A 16,667-nucleotide genomic window follows, 5' to 3' on the forward strand; every position below is an offset into this window, starting at 1 on the left:
GTGCTCAGCGGCCGGTATCGGCCTTGGTGTCGTTGAACCGGCCGTAGCTCTGCAGGCGCTCGTAGCGGCGGTCCAGCAGTTCCTTGGTCTTCAGGTCGCTGACCTGGCGAAACGCGTCGTTGAGCGCGCGCTTCAGGAACGCAGCCATCTGGCGATGGTCGCGATGCGCGCCGCCGACCGGTTCGTTCACGATCTTGTCGACCAGGCCCAACGCCTTCAGGCGGTGCGCGGTGATGCCGAGCGCATCGGCCGCTTCCTGCGCCTTGTCGCTGGTCTTCCAGAGGATGGACGCGCAACCTTCGGGGCTGATCACCGAGTAGATCGAGTACTGCAGCATCACCAGCTGGTCGCCCACCGAAATGGCCAGCGCACCGCCGGAGCCGCCCTCGCCGATGATCGTGACGATGATCGGCACCTCGAGCTGCGCCATCTCGAAGATGTTGCGGCCGATGGCTTCGGACTGGCCGCGCTCTTCAGCGTCGATGCCGGGGTACGCGCCGGGCGTATCCACGAAGGTGAACACGGGCAGCTTGAATTTTTCGGCCGTCTTCATGAGACGCAGCGCCTTGCGATAGCCCTCGGGCTTGCTCATGCCGAAGTTGCGCGCGGTGCGCTCCTTCGTGTCGCGGCCCTTCTGGTGGCCCAGCACCATGCAGGGCACGCCGTTGAAGCGCGCGAGGCCGCCCACGATCGACAGGTCGTCCGAGAAATGCCGGTCGCCGTGCAGTTCGACGAAGTCGGTGAAGATTTCGTTGACGTAGTCGAGTGTGTAGGGCCGTTCCGGATGCCGGGCAATCTTGGTGATCTGCCAGGGCGTCAGGTCGCTGTAGATGTCCTTGGTGAGCTGCTGGCTTTTCTTGCCGAGCTGATCGATTTCTTCCGAGATGTCGACCGCCGATTCGGTCTGTACATAGCGCAGTTCTTCAATCTTTGTTTCGAGTTCCGCAATGGGCTGCTCGAAATCGAGGAAGGTTCGTTTCGCCAACGTCTTCTCCTGTTTTATTTCAATACGCGACCGGCACGGGGTCCAGCGACCGCCAAATATACCAAGTCGCCACGCTGCAATACGGTGCCCAGGCCACGGCGACGTCGCGGGCATCGCTGCGGCTGACCGGGTCGCCCGAAAAGTAATTGACGCTGATGCCGTTGAGCAGCCCGACGTCGTCCACGGGCAGCACGTTCGGGCGCATGAGGTGGAAGATGAGGAACATCTCGGCCGTCCAGCGGCCGATGCCGCGGATGGCCACGAGTTCTTCGATGATGAGTTCGTCGGACATGTCCTTCCACGAATCGACGTGCACCACGCCCGAGTCGAAGTGAAGGGCCAGGTCGACCAGGTATTCGATCTTGCGTGCCGAAAGGCCCGCCGCGCGCATGTCGTCGACCTTGAGCTTGAGCACGTTGGCCGGCGTGAGCTTGCGCGGCAGCACCGCGAACTTGTCCCAGACGGTCTGCGCGGCCTTCACCGAGATCTGCTGGCCGACGACGCTGCGCGCCAGCGTGGTGAAGGCGTCGCCGCGCGATTCCAGGCAGGCGGTGCCGAACTTCGGAATCAACCGCTTCATCACGCGGTCTTTCTTGGCCAGGTGCTTGCAGGCATCTTCCCAATAGTCCGGCGTGTAGATCTGGACCGTCGGATTCCTGGAAGCAGGCATGGGGTTGGTGGTTCCGTTCACTGGGCAGCGGCCCAGGTCGTGCCTGTGGGCGAATCCTTGAGCAAGATGCCCTGCTCCAGCAGCGACTGGCGGATGCGGTCGGCTTCGGCGAAATTCTTTGCGGCCTTGGCGGCGGCGCGTTCAGCGATCAGCGTCTGGATCGCTGCGTCGTCCAGCGTGGTGCCTGCTTGCAGGAACGCCTTGGGGTCGCCCTGCAGCAGCCCCAACGTGCCACCCAGCACCTTGAGCAGGCCTGCGGTTTCCGCGGACTGCGTGCGATGAACGCCCGTGGCCAGCTCGAACAGAACCGCGATCGCGCCCGGCGTGCCGAAGTCTTCGTTCATCGCGGCCTTGAAGGCCGCCGCATGCGGATTCGTCCAGTCGAGCGCCACCGGCGCAGGCGTCACCAGGTCCAGCGCGGTGTAAAGACGCTTGAGCGAGTTGCGCGCATCGGTCAGGTGCGCATCGCTGTAATTCAGGGCGCTGCGATAGTGGGTGCGCACCAGGAAAAAACGCAGGCTCTCCGCGTCGTACTTCTGCAGCACCTCGCGGATGGTGAAGAAGTTGCCCAGGCTCTTGGACATCTTCTCGTTGTCTACGCGCACAAAGCCGTTGTGCACCCAGAAGCGCGCCAGCGGCTTGCCATTGGCGCCTTCGCTTTGCGCGATTTCATTCTCGTGGTGCGGGAACTGGAGGTCCGCGCCGCCACCATGGATGTCGAAGCTTTCGCCGAGCGTCGCGCAGCTCATTGCGGAGCACTCGATGTGCCAGCCTGGGCGGCCGGTGCCGAAGGGGCTGTCCCACTTCGCATCGTCCGGCTCGGTCGGCTTGGCCGCTTTCCAGAGCACGAAATCGAGGGGGTCCTGCTTGCCCTCGAGCACCGCGACGCGCTCGCCTGCATGCAATTCGTCGAGCGATTTTCCGGACAGCTTGCCGTAGCCTGGAAACTTGCGCACCGCGTAGTTCACGTCGCCGTCGGGCGAACGGTAGGCCAGCCCCTTGCGTTCCAGCTTCTCGATGATGCCGAGCATCTGCGGGACGTACTCGGTGGCACGCGGCTCGACGGTGGGCGGCTCGATGCCGAGCGCGCCGATATCTTCATGCATCGCAGCGATGACTTCATCGGTCAGTTGCCGGATCGTGATGCCGCGTTGCACCGCGCGCGCGATGATCTTGTCGTCGATGTCGGTGATGTTGCGCACATAGGTCACGTCGTAGTCGCTCGCGCGCAACCAGCGCTGCACCACATCGAAAGCCATCATCATGCGGGCATGTCCGATATGGCAGAAGTCGTAGACCGTCATGCCGCACACGTACATGCGCACCTTGCCAGGTTGCAATGGGGAGAATTCCTCCAGTTCACGCGAAAGCGTGTTGTAGATGCGCAGACTCATGAGACTCGGAAAGCGTCGCTTCGCGCACGTGCGGCACGGGCGAACGACGGTGTGATTCAGGGGTGGCGGGGACAGTGGCTACGAGGGGTTGGACATGGCCCCTCGGCTACAATGACACGCAGTATAAACGGCTGTCGCCGCATGTCAGCGCAGACCTTCCGGGTGTTGTCCAGGCCCGCCTTTCCCAATCCTGCCGAGGCTTCATGAAGCACGCCGTGTTCTCCAAACTTCCCATAGCCTTCGCCCTGCTCTTCAGCCTCTGGGGTGCGGCCGCGCACGCCAACGACTACGACGATGTGAACCTGCTGCTGCGTCAGGGGAAGGCCGCTGAAGCATTGGCCAAGGCCGACACCTACATCGCCGGCAAGCCGCGCGATCCGCAGATGCGCTTCCTGCGCGGCGTCATCCTCACCGAGCAGAACAAGCAGGCCGAGGCCATCGCCGCCTTCACCCAGCTCACGCAGGATTTCCCCGAACTGCCCGAGCCCTACAACAACCTCGCGGCGCTTTACGCATCGCAAAGCAAGTTCGACCAGGCACGCGCCGCACTCGAGTCGGCGATCAAGCTCAACCCGAACTACGCCACCGCGCACGAGAACCTCGGCGACGTGTACGCCCGCCTGGCAGCCCAGGAATATGTGCGCGCCCAGCAGTTCGCCACCACCAACGCCAGCGTCGCGCCCAAGCTCTCGCTGATCCGGCAGATCTTCTCGCCGACGGCCGAGGCCGCTGCCGCCGCACTGCCGGCCGCGCCGGTGGTCATTCGCAAGCCGGTCGGCCGCGCCAGCAAGTAAGCAAGCAAACAAACAAGCCGCAGCCTCTGCGGGCACCTGTGGCAACAGCCGTTGTTGCCGGGCCGCCGCCCTCCTCCCAATTTCGCAAACGGAGCATCACTTGACGATCCACGCCTTCTCCAATTCCAGGAAGCCCAGCAGCTTCAGCCGCCGCAGCGCCCTCGTCCTGGCCGCCGCACTCAGCTTTGCCGCCACCGGCTACGCCCAACAAGCCTCACCTCGCGTGAAGCTCGCTACCTCGGCCGGCGACATCGTGGTCGAACTCGATGCGGCCAAGGCGCCCAAGTCGGTCGAGAACTTCCTGCAGTACGTCAAGGACAAGCACTACGACGGCACGGTGTTCCACCGCGTGATCGACGGCTTCATGATCCAGGGCGGCGGCTTCACGGCCGACATGCAGCAAAAGCCGACGCGCGCGCCCATTCCGCTCGAAGCCTCCAACGGCCTGAAGAACGACAAGTACACGATCGCCATGGCGCGCACCGGCAACCCGAACTCGGCCACGTCGCAGTTCTTCATCAACGTGAAGAACAACGACTCGCTCAACGCGCCCAACCCCGACGGCTACGGCTACACGGTGTTCGGCAAGGTCGTGGCCGGCACCGACGTGGTCGACAAGATCCGCGCGGTCCAGACCGGCAACAAGGGCGGCATGCAGAACGTGCCGCTCGAAACCATCACCATCAAGTCCGCCACCCTGGCGAAGTAATCACTTTTCCGAAGAAGGAGTCCCCTCATGACCAATCCCCAAGTCGAACTGCACATCAAGAACTACGGCGTGATCACGCTCGAACTCAACGCCGAGAAGGCGCCGAAGTCGGCAGAAAACTTCGTGGCCTACGTGAAGAAGGGCCACTACGACAACACGGTGTTCCACCGCGTGATCCCCGGCTTCATGGTGCAAGGCGGCGGTTTCGAGCCCGGCATGAAGCAAAAGCCCACCGGCGCAGAGATCGAGAACGAAGCCAACAACGGCCTCAAGAACGACAACTACACCGTCGCCATGGCCCGCACCAGCGCGCCCCACTCGGCCACCGCGCAGTTCTTCATCAACGTGTCGGACAAGAACGACTTCCTGAACCACACCGCGCCTTCGGCACAGGGCTGGGGCTATGCGGTGTTCGGCAAGGTCATCGCCGGCACCGACGTGGTCGACAAGATCAAGGCCGTGAAGACGGGTCGCAAGGGCTTCCACGACGACGTGCCGCTCGAAGACGTGGTGATCGAAAAGGCCGTCGTCACTGTCGAGTGACCGTGAGCCCCCCGGCTAGCCGCTTCGTGTGCTTCGCCACCCCGCGACGGGGCGGCGCGGCTCGCCTCGGGGCGCGCCGGCGGCGGCCGCAATGACCGTGTTCGGCGAACTGGTGGCACCGCCCGCGTGGCGCACCGTCGACCTGATGTCCGACCTGCACCTGCAGGCCGGCGAGCCCGCCACCTTCGACGCCTGGCAGGGCTATTTGCAGACCACGCCGGCCGATGCGCTCATCATCCTGGGCGACCTGTTCGAGGTGTGGGTGGGCGACGATGCCGCCGCCGCGCCCGGCAGCTTCGAGGCGCAATGCACCGAGCTTCTGCGCCTCGCGGCACAGCGCCTGCCGGTGTTCTTCATGCACGGCAACCGCGATTTTCTCGTCGGCCCCGCGCTCGCGGCGCAATGCGGCTTCACGCTGCTCGACGACCCGACCGTGCTGGTGCTGCACGGCCAGCGATGGCTGCTGAGCCACGGCGACATCCTCTGCCTCGAGGACACCGAGTACCTCAAGTTCCGCGCGCAGGTCCGCACGCACGGATGGCAGGCCGCGTTCCTCGCACGCCCGCTGGAAGAACGCCGCGCGCTCGCGCGTTCGATGCGCGTGCAAAGCGAAGACCGCAAGCGCAACCCGTCGACGATCTGGGCCGACGTGGACACCGACGCCGCGCGCCAATGGTTGCAGCAGGCCGATGCGCACACGCTGGTGCACGGCCACACCCACCGCCCCGCCGATCACGACCTGGGCAATGGCTTGCGACGTATCGTGCTGAGCGACTGGGACGCCGCGGCCCATCCACCGCGCGCGCAGCTGCTGTGCCTGTCCACCGCCGGCGCGCAACGCGTCGACCTGCGCTAGCGGCGCCCGAAGCGCGGAACCGCCGATGTTCAAGTGGCTGCGCCGGTTGAGCGCCCTGCCCCCCATCCCCGACGCCGCCTGGCAGACCACGCTGGCGCGCTACGCCTTCCTGGGCCAACGCCCCGCCGCCGACCTGCAACGGCTGCGCGCCCTGACCGCCGAGTTCCTGCGCGACAAGGAATTCCACGGCACCCAGGGCTTCGTCATCACCGACGAGGTGGCGCTGGCGATCGCGGCGCAGGCCGTGTTGCCGGTGCTGCATCTCAAGGGCCAACTCGACTGGTACGACGATTTCGTCGGCATCGTGGTGCACCCCTCCGAAGTCGTGGCCAAGCGAAAGATCGTCGACGACGCCCAGGTCGTGCACGAGTACGACGAAGTCGTGGCCGGCGAGGCGATGGACCGCGGCCCGGTCATGCTCAGCTGGCAGGACGTGCTCGCCAGCAGCGTGACCAGCGAGGACGGCTACAACGTCGTGATCCACGAGTTCGCCCACAAGATCGACATGCGCCGCGGCGACGCCGACGGCTGCCCGCCGTTGCCCACGGGCTTCGCCGGCACGCGCAATGCCCGCGAGGCGCGCGCCGCCTGGCTCGCCGTGTTGCAGCCTGCGTACGACGACTTCCGCGAGAAGACCGTCATGGCCGAGCGCTTCGGCGCCGAGCCGCCCTGGCTCGACGACTACGCTGCGACCTCGATCAGCGAATTTTTCGCCGTGGCCTGCGAGGCCTACTTCGTGAACCGCAAGAACTTCGCCCGCGACTTCCCTCCGGTGCTCGGTCTGTTCGACGAATTCTTTCTGGCCGAGCAGGCCTGACGAGCGCCGACCGAGGACCGGAACGACCCAAAGAAAAGGAGCCCCGCGGGGCTCCTTTTCTTGGCCGTTCAGCAGGCGCCCTGGCCTTACTTGCGCAGCAAGGCCTTCAGCGCGTTCTGCAGCCGGCGTGCGCTGGCTGCGTCATGAGCCGCCGCCAGCACCTTGCCGGCATCCTGGCCCCAGGTCTGGGACGGGGCCGGATCGCCGCGCTTGGTCAACAGCTTGAGCTGCAAGGCACGGCGTGCGTCGAGTTGCTCGGCGGGCGTCGGCACTTCGGCGGCCATTTCCAGGCGAAGCAGCGCTTCGGCCGCATCGCTGGCGGCTGCCGTCGGGGCATTGCCCACAGCCTGCGACCAGTGGGTGCGCACGGCCGGCGAAACCGCGCGGCCCAATTCCTGGACGCTTGGCAGGCGTGCGGCATCGCGCTGCTCCCAGGCACCGAGCACCTGCGTCAGGGCTTCGCCGTGCGCCTGCGCCGCGAGCTTGCGCAGCGCCATGTCCGCGCGTTCGAGGGCTTCGCGCTGGGCGCGGAAGGCTGCATCGCCCAGGCGTGGGCCGCGGTCTTCGAAGCGCGGGGGACGGTCGCCGAAACGACCGGCCGGTGCGCCGCGATCACCGCGATCACCGCGTGCATCGGAACGCGGCGCACCGCGATCGCCGCCGGGACGGCCCGGGCCGCCTGGACCTGCAGGCCGGCCGCCATCGCGGCGGTCGCCGAACTTGCCACCGGCACGGCCTGCGGGCGCCGCATCCGTCTTCTTGCTGGCGGGACGGTCGTCGCCGCGCATGGCCACGACAGGCTTGGGGGCCGGCTTCGGTGCAACAGCGGGGGCAGCGGGGGCCGGCGTGTCGGCAGCGGCTGCTTCGCCGGCTTCCTGGGCGGCGTGGTCGGCGCGCGCGGACGCATCGGCACCATCGGCCGGCGCCACGAGGTCGGGGGCGCCAGCTTGCGCACTCTCGACCGATGTGGCCGGCGATGCTTCGGCGTCGCTCGGGCTCGGTGCCTGTTGTGCGCTCTCGCTGAACTCGGCGGCAGCCTGGCCGGGGGCCACGACGTCGGTCGCGCCGACCGGGGGGCCGTCGTTGGACGCTGCGGCGGCCGGCGCAGCCTTCGGCGCGGGCGGGGGTGCCTCGCCCCGCATGGCGGCCTCGAGCCGGGCGATGGCCGCGCGAATCTTCTGCACGTCGCCGCCGGCATTGGCTGCATCCAGCGCCTTGGAAGCCTCGAGCACGTAGCGGTCGTGCTCGCTCATCGCGGACGACGCCTTTTCGCGCTCGGCGGTCTTGCGGTTGAAGGCTTCGTCGATGGGCGCGCGGAACGCGTCCCACAACTTCTGTTCGTGGCGGCGGTCGAGCGGCACGCCTTGCGCCTCGGCCTGCCAGCGCTGTTGCAGCGCCTTGACGGCATCGATGCGCAGCATCGGCTGGGCGCCCAGTTCGACGGCCTCGGCGATCATGGCCTGGCGGCGTTCGACGCTGGCCTTCTGCGCCGTCTCGAACGGTGCGCGCGCGGCGCCGAAAGCTTCGTTCCACTGCGGCTGCAGCTCGGCAAACACCTTCTCGCCCACATGACCGGCATCGCGCCAGCGGTCGGCAAACTGGTGCAGCGCGCGGTTGTGCGCCTTCAGGTCGGTGGCGCCGGCGTGCTCTGCCGCCCAGGCCTTGACCTCTTCGATCAGCGCCACGCGATGCGCGCGGTGTTCGGCCGCATCGGCACGCACCTTCTCGAGCCAGGCCTCGACCACCTTGTGGGCTTCGTTGCAGGCTTCGTCGAAGCGCTTCCACAGCGCATGGTTGGGCACGCCGCCCTGGTCGGACTGCTTCCACTGGTCGCGCAGCGCGCGCAGCGTTTCCTGCATCTTGCGGCCACCGAGGGCCTGGCCTTCGGGGCGCTTCAGAAGGCCTTCGGCCTTGGCCACGAGGTCTTCGCGCACCTTGTCGGCGCTCCAGCGCTGCCAGCCTTCGAGCTCGCCGGCTGCAACGAGCGCGGCGTGCACGCGGGCTTCGAGCGGTGCTTCGACCAGCTTGCCGTGCTCCTTGAGCACCGCGCGCAGTGCGGCAGCCGCACCGGCGCTGGCCTTGCCATGGCCTTCGGCGGTTTCCTGTTCGAGCTTGGCGAGCGCGGCCTGCACGGCGTCTTGCGCCGCGGCACGCACGGCCGGATCGATCTTGGGTGCGGCAGGCCGTGCGGGCGCTGCAGCCTTGGGGGCAACCACCTCGCCGCGCGCGGCGCGCAGCTCGTCGGCCCACACGGGCACCGGCGGCAGCGGCGCCGCAGCGTCGGCGGCCGCGGCAATGGCCTGGGCCAGCGCGCTGTGGAACGCGTCGGACACCACCAGCAGTTGGGACTTCGAGGCGTCCAGCTGCGGCGCGAACTTGGCGTCCAGGCTGTTCCAGTTGATGTCGGAGGTGATATCGGCGGCTTGCTGCTGCCAGTGGGTGACGTCGGCGCGCAGCGATTCCTCGGCACTCTGGGCGTCCTGCCAGCCCTTGGTGGACAGCACTTCGAAGCGCTGTGCCAGCAGAACGGCGGCTTCGCGGTGGACCTGCGCGCGATGCTGCAGGTCTTCGATGCCCTTGACGCGTTCGGCCAGCTGGGCCTTCAAGCCGGCCAGCGGCTCGCGCGACAGCGGCGCGCCGGCCTTGGCGGCGTCACGCTGCCAGGCCAGGGCATCGGCGATGTTCAGCTTGGGCTGGCCCAGCAGTCCTTCGGCCTTTTGCGCCCATTCGGCGGCAATGGCTTCCTGGCCCTTGGCGCGCTTGAGCTCGTCGAGCTTCTCGCGCAGCAGGCGCGCGGCGCCCTTGTCGCGACCGCTCAGCTCCTTGAACACTTCCTGCATTTGCTCGGGCGCGGGGTTGCCCGCGAGCCAGTCGCGGATGCGCGCGGCGCGCTCGCCGGAGGTCGGCGCGGTGAAGGCGCCGCCGGTGAGCGTGTCGAGGGCCTGAATGTCGTGTGGCTTGGAAGAAGTAGAGGTCACTGCGCGAAATCGTTGTCTTAGTAGAGAAAGCGAAGGCGCCGGCAAAGGCCGGCGCACATCGACATTTTCACCCACTTGCGCTTGGCCGCTGAATTCCGTCGAGAAACGGTGGCGAACGCAGGTTTGCGGGCGTGGAGCTTAACGGACTACATATATAGCAAGCTCAAGGAAAAAACCAAGTGGCCGCCCTCACCTCATGGTCAGGCTCAGTTCGGCGCCGGGCTTCCATTCGGCACCGCTGGCCGTGGTGCGCACCGCGCCCAGAAAAAGCCGCTCGCTCGGCAGCTTCTGCGCCAGAAGGTAGTCGCGCACGGCGGCGCCGCGCGACACGGCCAGCTGGCGCATCGACTCTTCGTCGACCGGCACGCTGGCGAGCAGCAGGTTTTCCATTTCCTTGACGGGGAGATCCTTGGCCAGGCCGACGAGGTTGCGCGGCTTCGTGATGTCGGCGCGTTTGTAGACGGCCGTCAGCAGCTCGGGGTATTCGGCGTCGGTCACCGGCGGCACGTCGGTGCCGGTCTGGCCGGCGCGCACGGCCACGCGGCGCTTCTCGGCCTGGGTGAGCTGGCGCACGCGCTGTCGCTGGTAGGCATCGCGCTCCTTCTCAAGGCTGGAGGTGCCGACCACCGTCATCTGAAGGGTCGGCCGCTCGGTCAGGGCCTTCGCGACCTTGTCCAGGCTTTCCTTTGCACCGGCGCTGAGCACCGCGCTGCCGGGCTCGAAAGTGATGGCGCTGGCTTCGCCGCTGCCGCCACCGCCGAGCCCGCCGGTGAGCAGGCTGAACGGGGCCGTCACCGCCTTGACGATCAGGTTGACCACGGCCTTCCAGATCAGCGGGCCGACGCTGAACTGCGGGTCGTTGAGCGAGCCGCTCAGCGGCAGGTCGACGTCGATCACGCCGTTCCGGTCGGCCAGCAGGGCCACCGCCAGCTTCACCGGCAGGCTGTTGGGCGCGCCCGCGACTTCCTCGCCGAACTGCAATTGGTTGAGCACCAGCTTGTTGGTTGCCGTGAGCTGGCCATCGGGCGCGACCTTGTAGTTCACGTCCATGCTCATCTTGCCGCGCTCGATGCCGTGGCCGGCGTAGCGCACCGAGTACGGCGAGAGCGGCGCCAGGTCGAGGTCGCGCATCTTGGCGGTGATGTCCAGCTCGATCGGCTTGACCAGCGGGTTGAGCTTGCCGGTGATCTCCAGCGCGGCCGTCTGCTGCGCCTTGCCGCGCAGTTCCAGGTCGGCCAGCGCGGGCCGGCCGCCCTCGCCCTTGGGCGGGTTCGACGAGAAGGAACTGAGCTTGCCGGTCAGCTCGCTCAGGTCGGCCGAGTAGTTGGGCTTGACGAACAGGTCGGTGAAGTCGATCTTGCCGTTGATCAGGCTCATCGGACCGAAATTGATGACCGGCTTGGGGCCGGTGTCGGCCGGGGCCTGGGCCGTTGCCACAGGCGCCGCCGCCGGCTGGGCCGGCTCGGCGCTGCCACCGACCATGGCTTCGGCCGAGACCGGCGCGCCGCCCGAGCGCTGCGCCGGTGCCGCGCGGCTCGTGGTGGTGGTGCCGCCCGGGCCCTTCTGGGTCCTGGCCTCTGCATTCGCCGCAGCCGCCGTCGCAATGCCCTCCGCCTCGCCCTTCTTGGTGAGGTTCAGCAGGTTGAGGCGGCCGGTGGGGTCGACGATCACGCGGGCGAAAAAGTCGGTCAGCGTGGTCTCGCGCACGTCCACGGTCGGCGGGGCCTTGGGCGCCATGCTGACCTGCAGGCCGCGCAGGCTCAGCGTCTTCCAGCTCAGCAACTGGTTGGTGTTGCGGCCAAAGCCGGGCGATTGGGTCAACGAGACGCTGTTGGCGCGGAAGTCGTCCAGCGCGGTGTCGCCGGCCACCTTGACGCTCATGCCGGCGGGTGTCGTCGCGTAGTTCACCGTGCCGCGGTAGCTCGCGAAGGCGCGGCGGATGTCGACGTTGAGCGCGTCCGCGTAATACGCCTTGAAGGCGTGCGCGGGGAACGAAACCACCTCCAGCCGCCCCTCCGCCGCCAGCGGCTTGAGCACGACGTTGCCCTTGTAGTCGAAGCGGCCCGGTTCCGAACGGCCCGAACCGATGCGGCCCGAAACCTGCAGCGGCGAGACGGTGTTCGTCTCGGGCGCGATCTTCTGGGCATTGAGCTTGAACGCCGTGACCTCGACCGTCACGGGCAACGCGCCCGCCTTGTCCGAATAAGAGAGGCTGCCGTTGTCGACCGCCACGGTGCCGATGGTCAGCGCCCAGGGCTTGGTGTTGGCGTCGGCCTTGGCCGATCCGGCGCCGGCCGGCTTGGGCGCCGCGACCTTGGCTTCGGAGGCGCCCTCCTTCGCGCCGCCGGCCGTGGCGGGCGTCCGGAGCCAGCGCTCGAACATCCAGCGCTTTTCGTTGTCGCGCTCCACGCGCACCTTCGGGTTGGTGGCGGTGAAAGAGGCGATGTTCAGCGTGTGCTGCGTCATGTCGACTTCGGCGTCGACCAGCTCGAAGCGCCCGACGCTGGCCAGCGCGGTCTTGGTCTGGGTCAGCGCGAGCCCGTCGGCGGCCAGGCGGCGCGCCTTGAACTTGAGGTTGGGCTGATCCCAGGCGATGTCGATCTGCCCGCTGAGCTTGCCGTCGAGCGTGGGCTCCAGGCTCTGCGCCAGGTAGGGCGCCGCGAGCGAAAGCGGCAGCGCTTCGACCTCGGTCTGCACGTTGGCGACCTTGTCGGTGGCGCTGCCCTTGAACTTGAGCATGGCGCCTGCGACGGCGGTGCTGCCGTCGAACTGGGCCGGCCGGGTCATCGGCCAGGTGATGGCGGTGACGGCCAGCCCCAGTTCGGTCACGTCGACGGCGGCGGCCGGCTTGACGGTTTCGTCGCGCCAGCCGATGCGGCCGCCGGTCAGCGCCACCTTGTCGACCTGCACGTTCAGCTTGGGTTTCTCCGCCGCCTTGCCGGCCGGTGCGCTGGCCGCGGCCGCGGGCAGCGGCGCCACCTTTTCAGCGACGCCGGTGGACGGGTCGGTGGCCATCAGGTTGAGCTGGCCGTTCGCATCGCGCGCCACCACGAGCTGCGGACTGGCCAGCGCCACCTCACTCAGATGGAACACCGACTCCAGCGGGCGCACATCCGCCAGGGCGAGCTTGAGCGAGTCGAAGCTCAGCATGTCGCGCCCTCGCGCATCGCTCAGCCTGGCGCCGTTCGCCTCGACCGTGCCGGTGATCTTCAGCCCGGTGGTCGCGGCCTGCTGGAAGTCGATCTTCAGGTCGGCATCGAGGCTGCCCGCCTGCAGCTTCACCGGCAGGCCGCCGGGGATGTAGCCGAGGTAGGGCACCAGGTCGAGGCCCTTGAACTGCACGTGCGCATCGGTCTTGCGGTTCTGCGCAAAAGGCGTCGTGAAGGCGGCGGAGTCGAACTTGCTGCCGTTCAGCGTGAATGCCAGCTTGGGCTCGGTGTTGATCTCGCGCTGGGAAGCCAGGTTGCTGAGGAAAGGCACCGCAAGCGTGAAGCCGCGCAGCTCGTGCTTGCGCTTGACGGTCTGGTCGTCGAAGTCGACCGCGCCGTCCCTGATCGAGATGTTGTAGATGGCAAAGCGCGCCGGCTCGGCCTTGGGATCGGACGGCGGGCCGGACGCGAGCCTGGCGACGATATCGTCGATGTCGTACTTGCCGTCGGCCTGGTGGGTGAGCAGCACCGCGGGCGCGTCGACCGTCACGGTGTCGATCACCGGCGCGAGGCGAAAGAGCGATTGCAGTTCGGCGTCGGCGTAGATGCGCTTGATGGCCAGTTGCGGCTGCTTGCCGTCGGCGGTGGCGATGCGCAGGTCGTGCAGCGCGAGCTCCAGGGTCCAGGGCTTGAAATCGATCTTGCCGACGGTGACCTGCCTGCCGAGCTTCTCGCTCGCGATCTTCTGCAACTGGCTCTTGGCGATCGGCGGCACCGCCAGCCACGCGATGACCCAGAGGGCCAGCAGAACCAGCACCGCGACGATCCCACGTCGCACCCATTTGTTTTGTTTGAGCGAAGCTGCATTCATCGCGGGAGTGTGCCGCAAACGGGTGGCAATCCAGAAACAAGAAAGCCCGGCAACGCGACTGAAGTCTCGTTGCCGGGCTTGATGGCGGGCATAAGACCCATGCCATCGATTCGCGCGACCGGAAGTCAATGGTTCCCGCCGTGCTGGCAGCAAGAGATTGCCGCCGTGGTTCCTCTGTCGTTCGAACCCTTGACTTGCACCTCGGGCCGGCTGACATCGGAAAAATGCCCGAAAACTCAGGCCTGTTCAGATTAGGCGCCGCACCCTCGCATTGCAAATTCAATCTTGCAAGGGCTTTCCCGTAGGTCGAACGTCTCTGTGGCGGCCGGATTTTTAAGTATTCAATGGCATATCGAATCAATTCCTTATACTTGACCGGGTATTTAGCAGCGCTAGAATCCGCGCTGCCCTGACTGCCCGATGCAGCCGGGCCACCCTGAATCCGCTGCCGGGAACATCCCCGGCTTGATCAGGTCACCGCGCTCCTCACCCTACACCTCCATGCGCGGAGCCTGATTCGTACCAATCCAAGCGCCGCTGCCTTCATCCATCGCCTCTACAGGTGCTGCGATCAGGTGCCGCACAGAAAGGAAGAGCGATGAGCAAGGCGTTTGATGCCACAGCCCGCGGGCTACGGACCTTTGTGTCCGATGTGGCAGACGGCTTTTTTGAGATCACCCACAACGGGTTTGCGTTGGTCGGTTTGGCCATCGTGTTCGCGGCCCTCGCCCTCGTGGCACGGCCCGATCTGCGCCAGACCGGCGAGGAACAGCTCATGGGCTGGTTGCAGTCGCGCAAGCCCGCACCCGAGGCCACCGACCTGGAGCCGACCGCGATCGAGCGCACCACGGCCGCGAGCCCCAGCGACCTGCCCAAGCAGCAGGCCGCCGTGGCTTACTGGCTCAGCAAGAAGTACAGCGTTGCGCCGGAGCCGCTGAGCGTGCTCGTGGCCGAGGCCTACAACATCGGCAAGCGCACCAAGCTCGACCCGACGCTGATCCTGGCCATCATGGCCGTGGAATCCAGTTTCAACCCCTTCGCCCAGAGCCATGTCGGCGCCCAGGGCCTGATGCAGGTCATGACCCGCGTGCACGGCGACAAGTACGAAAGCGCGGGCGGCACGCTCACCGCCTTCGACCCGGTGACCAACATGCGCGTGGGCGTGAAGGTGCTGCAGGAATGCATCGCCCGCGCCGGTTCGCTCGAAGGCGGGCTGCGTTACTACGTGGGCGCGGCCAACCTGCCGGACGACGGCGGCTATGCCAACAAGGTGATGGCTGAGCACGAGCGCCTGCTGCAAGTGGCCAACGGCCGTGCGCCGTCGGTGCTCCCGCCGCGGACCACCGTTCGCGCACAGCCGATCCCGGTCCTGACACCGGCCCCGATCAAGGCCGAAGAAGGCGCGGAGCCCGCCAAGGTCGCCCTGCTTTCCGCGGTTTCCTGAAGTCGGGAATAGGCGGTGGCGCACCGGGTGTGCGCTACACTCGCCCCCGTACGCGACTGGCGATAGGCGCGGCACCCGAACAAGGTGTCCCGCGCTGACGTGGAATACCACTGGGAAGCGTACCGCCTGGCCACAACAGGCGTTCAGCCGTTCGCCTGGGCAGCCCTTGTTTGGTTGAAGAACAAGGACCTCGTCTTCAAAGGACTGCCATGTACCAACGCAATATCCTGGTCGAACAGACCGATCCCGAAATCTGGGCCGCCATTCAAGCTGAAAACGCGCGCCAGGAACACCACATCGAGCTGATCGCCAGCGAGAACTACGCCTCGCCGGCCGTCATGGCCGCCCAGGGCTCGCAGCTCACCAACAAGTACGCCGAAGGCTACCCGGGCAAGCGCTACTACGGCGGTTGCGAGCACGTGGACGTGGCCGAGCAGTTGGCCATCGACCGCGTCAAGCAGATCTTCGGCGCCGATGCCGCCAACGTGCAGCCGCATTGCGGCGCCTCGGCCAACGAAGCCGTCATGCTGGCCTTCCTGAAGCCCGGCGACACCATCATGGGCATGAGCCTGGCCGAAGGCGGCCACCTCACCCACGGCATGCCGCTGAACATGAGCGGCAAGTGGTTCAACGTGGTGAGCTACGGCCTGGACGCCAACGAAGCCATCGACTACGACGCGATGGAACGCAAGGCGCACGAGCACATGCCCAAGCTGATCATCGCGGGCGCCTCGGCCTACTCGCTGCACATCGACTTCGAGCGCTTCGCCAAGGTGGCCAAGGACGTGGGCGCGATCTTCATGGTCGACATCGCCCACTACGCCGGCCTGGTGGCCGCGGGCGTGTACCCCAACCCGGTGCCGCACGCCGACATCGTCACTTCCACCACCCACAAGAGCCTGCGCGGCCCGCGCGGCGGCATCATTTTGATGAAGTCGCAGCACGAGAAGGCCATCAACAGCGCGATCTTCCCGGGCCTGCAAGGCGGCCCGCTGATGCACGTGATCGCCGCCAAGGCCGTCGCGTTCAAGGAAGCCATGGCGCCTGAATTCAAGGCCTACCAGCAACAGGTGGTCAAGAACGCCCAGATCGTGGCCGACACCCTCACCCAGCGCGGCCTGCGCATCGTGAGCGGACGCACCGAAAGCCACGTGATGCTGGTCGACCTGCGTTCGAAGGGCATCACCGGCAAGGAAGCCGAAGCCGTGCTGGGCAGCGCCCACATGACGATCAACAAGAATGCGATCCCCAACGACCCGGAAAAGCCGATGGTCACCAGCGGTGTGCGCATCGGCACCCCCGCCATGACCACGCGCGGTTTCAAGGACGAAGAAGCCCGCATCACCGCCAACCTGGTTGCCGACGTGCTCGAGAACCCGCGCGACGCGGCGAACATCGAAGCCGTGCGCGCCAAGGTTCACGCCCTGACGAGCCGCTTTCCCGTCTATCGCTGATGT

The 16,667-nt window shown here is 66.9% G+C and carries 12 protein-coding genes and 1 riboswitch; of the genes, 7 read left to right on the plus strand and 5 right to left on the minus strand.

Annotation, left to right across the window (positions count from 1 at the left end):
* Positions 1-4: 4 nt before the first annotated feature.
* From ABIC90_RS10290 to cysS, 3 genes are read right to left on the minus strand one after another with little or no spacing between them, the layout of a single operon-like run.
* Positions 5-985 carry an acetyl-CoA carboxylase carboxyltransferase subunit alpha gene (locus tag ABIC90_RS10290; RefSeq protein ID WP_093433324.1) on the minus strand — a complete coding sequence of 327 codons (981 nt, stop codon included), beginning with the start codon at positions 983-985 and terminating at the stop codon, positions 5-7.
* 19 nt (positions 986-1,004) lie between these two features.
* Positions 1,005-1,655 (minus strand): DNA-3-methyladenine glycosylase family protein, encoded by a 651-nt coding sequence (locus tag ABIC90_RS10295; RefSeq protein ID WP_354353993.1) that lies wholly within the window; start codon positions 1,653-1,655, stop codon positions 1,005-1,007.
* 17 nt (positions 1,656-1,672) lie between these two features.
* Entirely contained in the window at positions 1,673-3,049 is a 1,377-nt protein-coding gene (gene cysS / locus ABIC90_RS10300) for a cysteine--tRNA ligase (protein WP_354353994.1), read from the minus strand.
* Between the two features lie 203 nt (positions 3,050-3,252).
* Between cysS and ABIC90_RS10305 the strand changes: the two genes are divergently transcribed.
* From ABIC90_RS10305 to ABIC90_RS10325, 5 genes are all read left to right on the plus strand, one after another.
* A complete protein-coding gene (locus tag ABIC90_RS10305; RefSeq protein WP_354353995.1) occupies positions 3,253-3,843 on the plus strand; it encodes a tetratricopeptide repeat protein in 591 nt (196 codons plus the stop codon).
* A gap of 100 nt (positions 3,844-3,943) precedes the next feature.
* On the plus strand, positions 3,944-4,552 hold the full coding sequence (locus ABIC90_RS10310; RefSeq protein ID WP_354353996.1) for a peptidylprolyl isomerase: 609 nt from the start codon (positions 3,944-3,946) through the stop codon (positions 4,550-4,552).
* Between the two features lie 27 nt (positions 4,553-4,579).
* Positions 4,580-5,095 (plus strand): peptidylprolyl isomerase, encoded by a 516-nt coding sequence (locus tag ABIC90_RS10315; protein ID WP_354353997.1) that lies wholly within the window; start codon positions 4,580-4,582, stop codon positions 5,093-5,095.
* Positions 5,096-5,186: 91 nt separating this feature from the next.
* A complete protein-coding gene (locus tag ABIC90_RS10320; protein WP_354353998.1) occupies positions 5,187-5,951 on the plus strand; it encodes a UDP-2,3-diacylglucosamine diphosphatase in 765 nt (254 codons plus the stop codon).
* 25 nt (positions 5,952-5,976) lie between these two features.
* A complete protein-coding gene (locus ABIC90_RS10325; RefSeq protein ID WP_354353999.1) occupies positions 5,977-6,768 on the plus strand; it encodes a zinc-dependent peptidase in 792 nt (263 codons plus the stop codon).
* A gap of 86 nt (positions 6,769-6,854) precedes the next feature.
* On the opposite strand, the gene ABIC90_RS10330 is transcribed toward ABIC90_RS10325, so the two are convergent.
* Positions 6,855-9,746 carry a DUF349 domain-containing protein gene (locus ABIC90_RS10330; RefSeq protein WP_354354000.1) on the minus strand — a complete coding sequence of 964 codons (2,892 nt, stop codon included), beginning with the start codon at positions 9,744-9,746 and terminating at the stop codon, positions 6,855-6,857.
* Between the two features lie 189 nt (positions 9,747-9,935).
* Positions 9,936-13,766: a DUF748 domain-containing protein gene (locus tag ABIC90_RS10335; protein WP_354354001.1), complete on the minus strand. Its 3,831-nt coding sequence runs from the start codon at positions 13,764-13,766 to the stop codon at positions 9,936-9,938.
* 598 nt (positions 13,767-14,364) lie between these two features.
* Here ABIC90_RS10335 and ABIC90_RS10340 point away from each other — a divergent pair.
* Complete coding sequence (locus tag ABIC90_RS10340) at positions 14,365-15,210, plus strand: lytic transglycosylase domain-containing protein (protein ID WP_354354002.1); 846 nt, start codon at positions 14,365-14,367, stop codon at positions 15,208-15,210.
* Between the two features lie 42 nt (positions 15,211-15,252).
* Positions 15,253-15,378: riboswitch (ZMP/ZTP riboswitch) on the plus strand.
* Positions 15,379-15,419: 41 nt separating this feature from the next.
* Positions 15,420-16,664: a serine hydroxymethyltransferase gene (gene glyA, locus ABIC90_RS10345; protein WP_354354003.1), complete on the plus strand. Its 1,245-nt coding sequence runs from the start codon at positions 15,420-15,422 to the stop codon at positions 16,662-16,664.
* Positions 16,665-16,667: the final 3 nt, after the last annotated feature.

It is taken from the genome of Variovorax boronicumulans, assembly GCF_040544675.1.
GTDB classification, from domain to species: domain Bacteria; phylum Pseudomonadota; class Gammaproteobacteria; order Burkholderiales; family Burkholderiaceae_C; genus Variovorax; species Variovorax boronicumulans_D.

Excerpts from the sequence above, each read along its gene's own strand:
- ABIC90_RS10295 (WP_354353993.1), bottom strand. The coding sequence starts at position 1,655 with ATGCCTGCTTCCAGGAATCCGACGGTCCAGATCTACACGCCGGACTAT.
- cysS (WP_354353994.1), bottom strand. The coding sequence starts at position 3,049 with ATGAGTCTGCGCATCTACAACACGCTTTCGCGTGAACTGGAGGAATTC.
- ABIC90_RS10305 (WP_354353995.1), top strand. The coding sequence starts at position 3,253 with ATGAAGCACGCCGTGTTCTCCAAACTTCCCATAGCCTTCGCCCTGCTC.
- ABIC90_RS10315 (WP_354353997.1), top strand. The coding sequence starts at position 4,580 with ATGACCAATCCCCAAGTCGAACTGCACATCAAGAACTACGGCGTGATC.
- ABIC90_RS10320 (WP_354353998.1), top strand. The coding sequence starts at position 5,187 with ATGACCGTGTTCGGCGAACTGGTGGCACCGCCCGCGTGGCGCACCGTC.
- ABIC90_RS10325 (WP_354353999.1), top strand. The coding sequence starts at position 5,977 with ATGTTCAAGTGGCTGCGCCGGTTGAGCGCCCTGCCCCCCATCCCCGAC.
- ABIC90_RS10335 (WP_354354001.1), bottom strand. The coding sequence starts at position 13,766 with ATGAATGCAGCTTCGCTCAAACAAAACAAATGGGTGCGACGTGGGATC.
- ABIC90_RS10340 (WP_354354002.1), top strand. The coding sequence starts at position 14,365 with ATGAGCAAGGCGTTTGATGCCACAGCCCGCGGGCTACGGACCTTTGTG.
- glyA (WP_354354003.1), top strand. The coding sequence starts at position 15,420 with ATGTACCAACGCAATATCCTGGTCGAACAGACCGATCCCGAAATCTGG.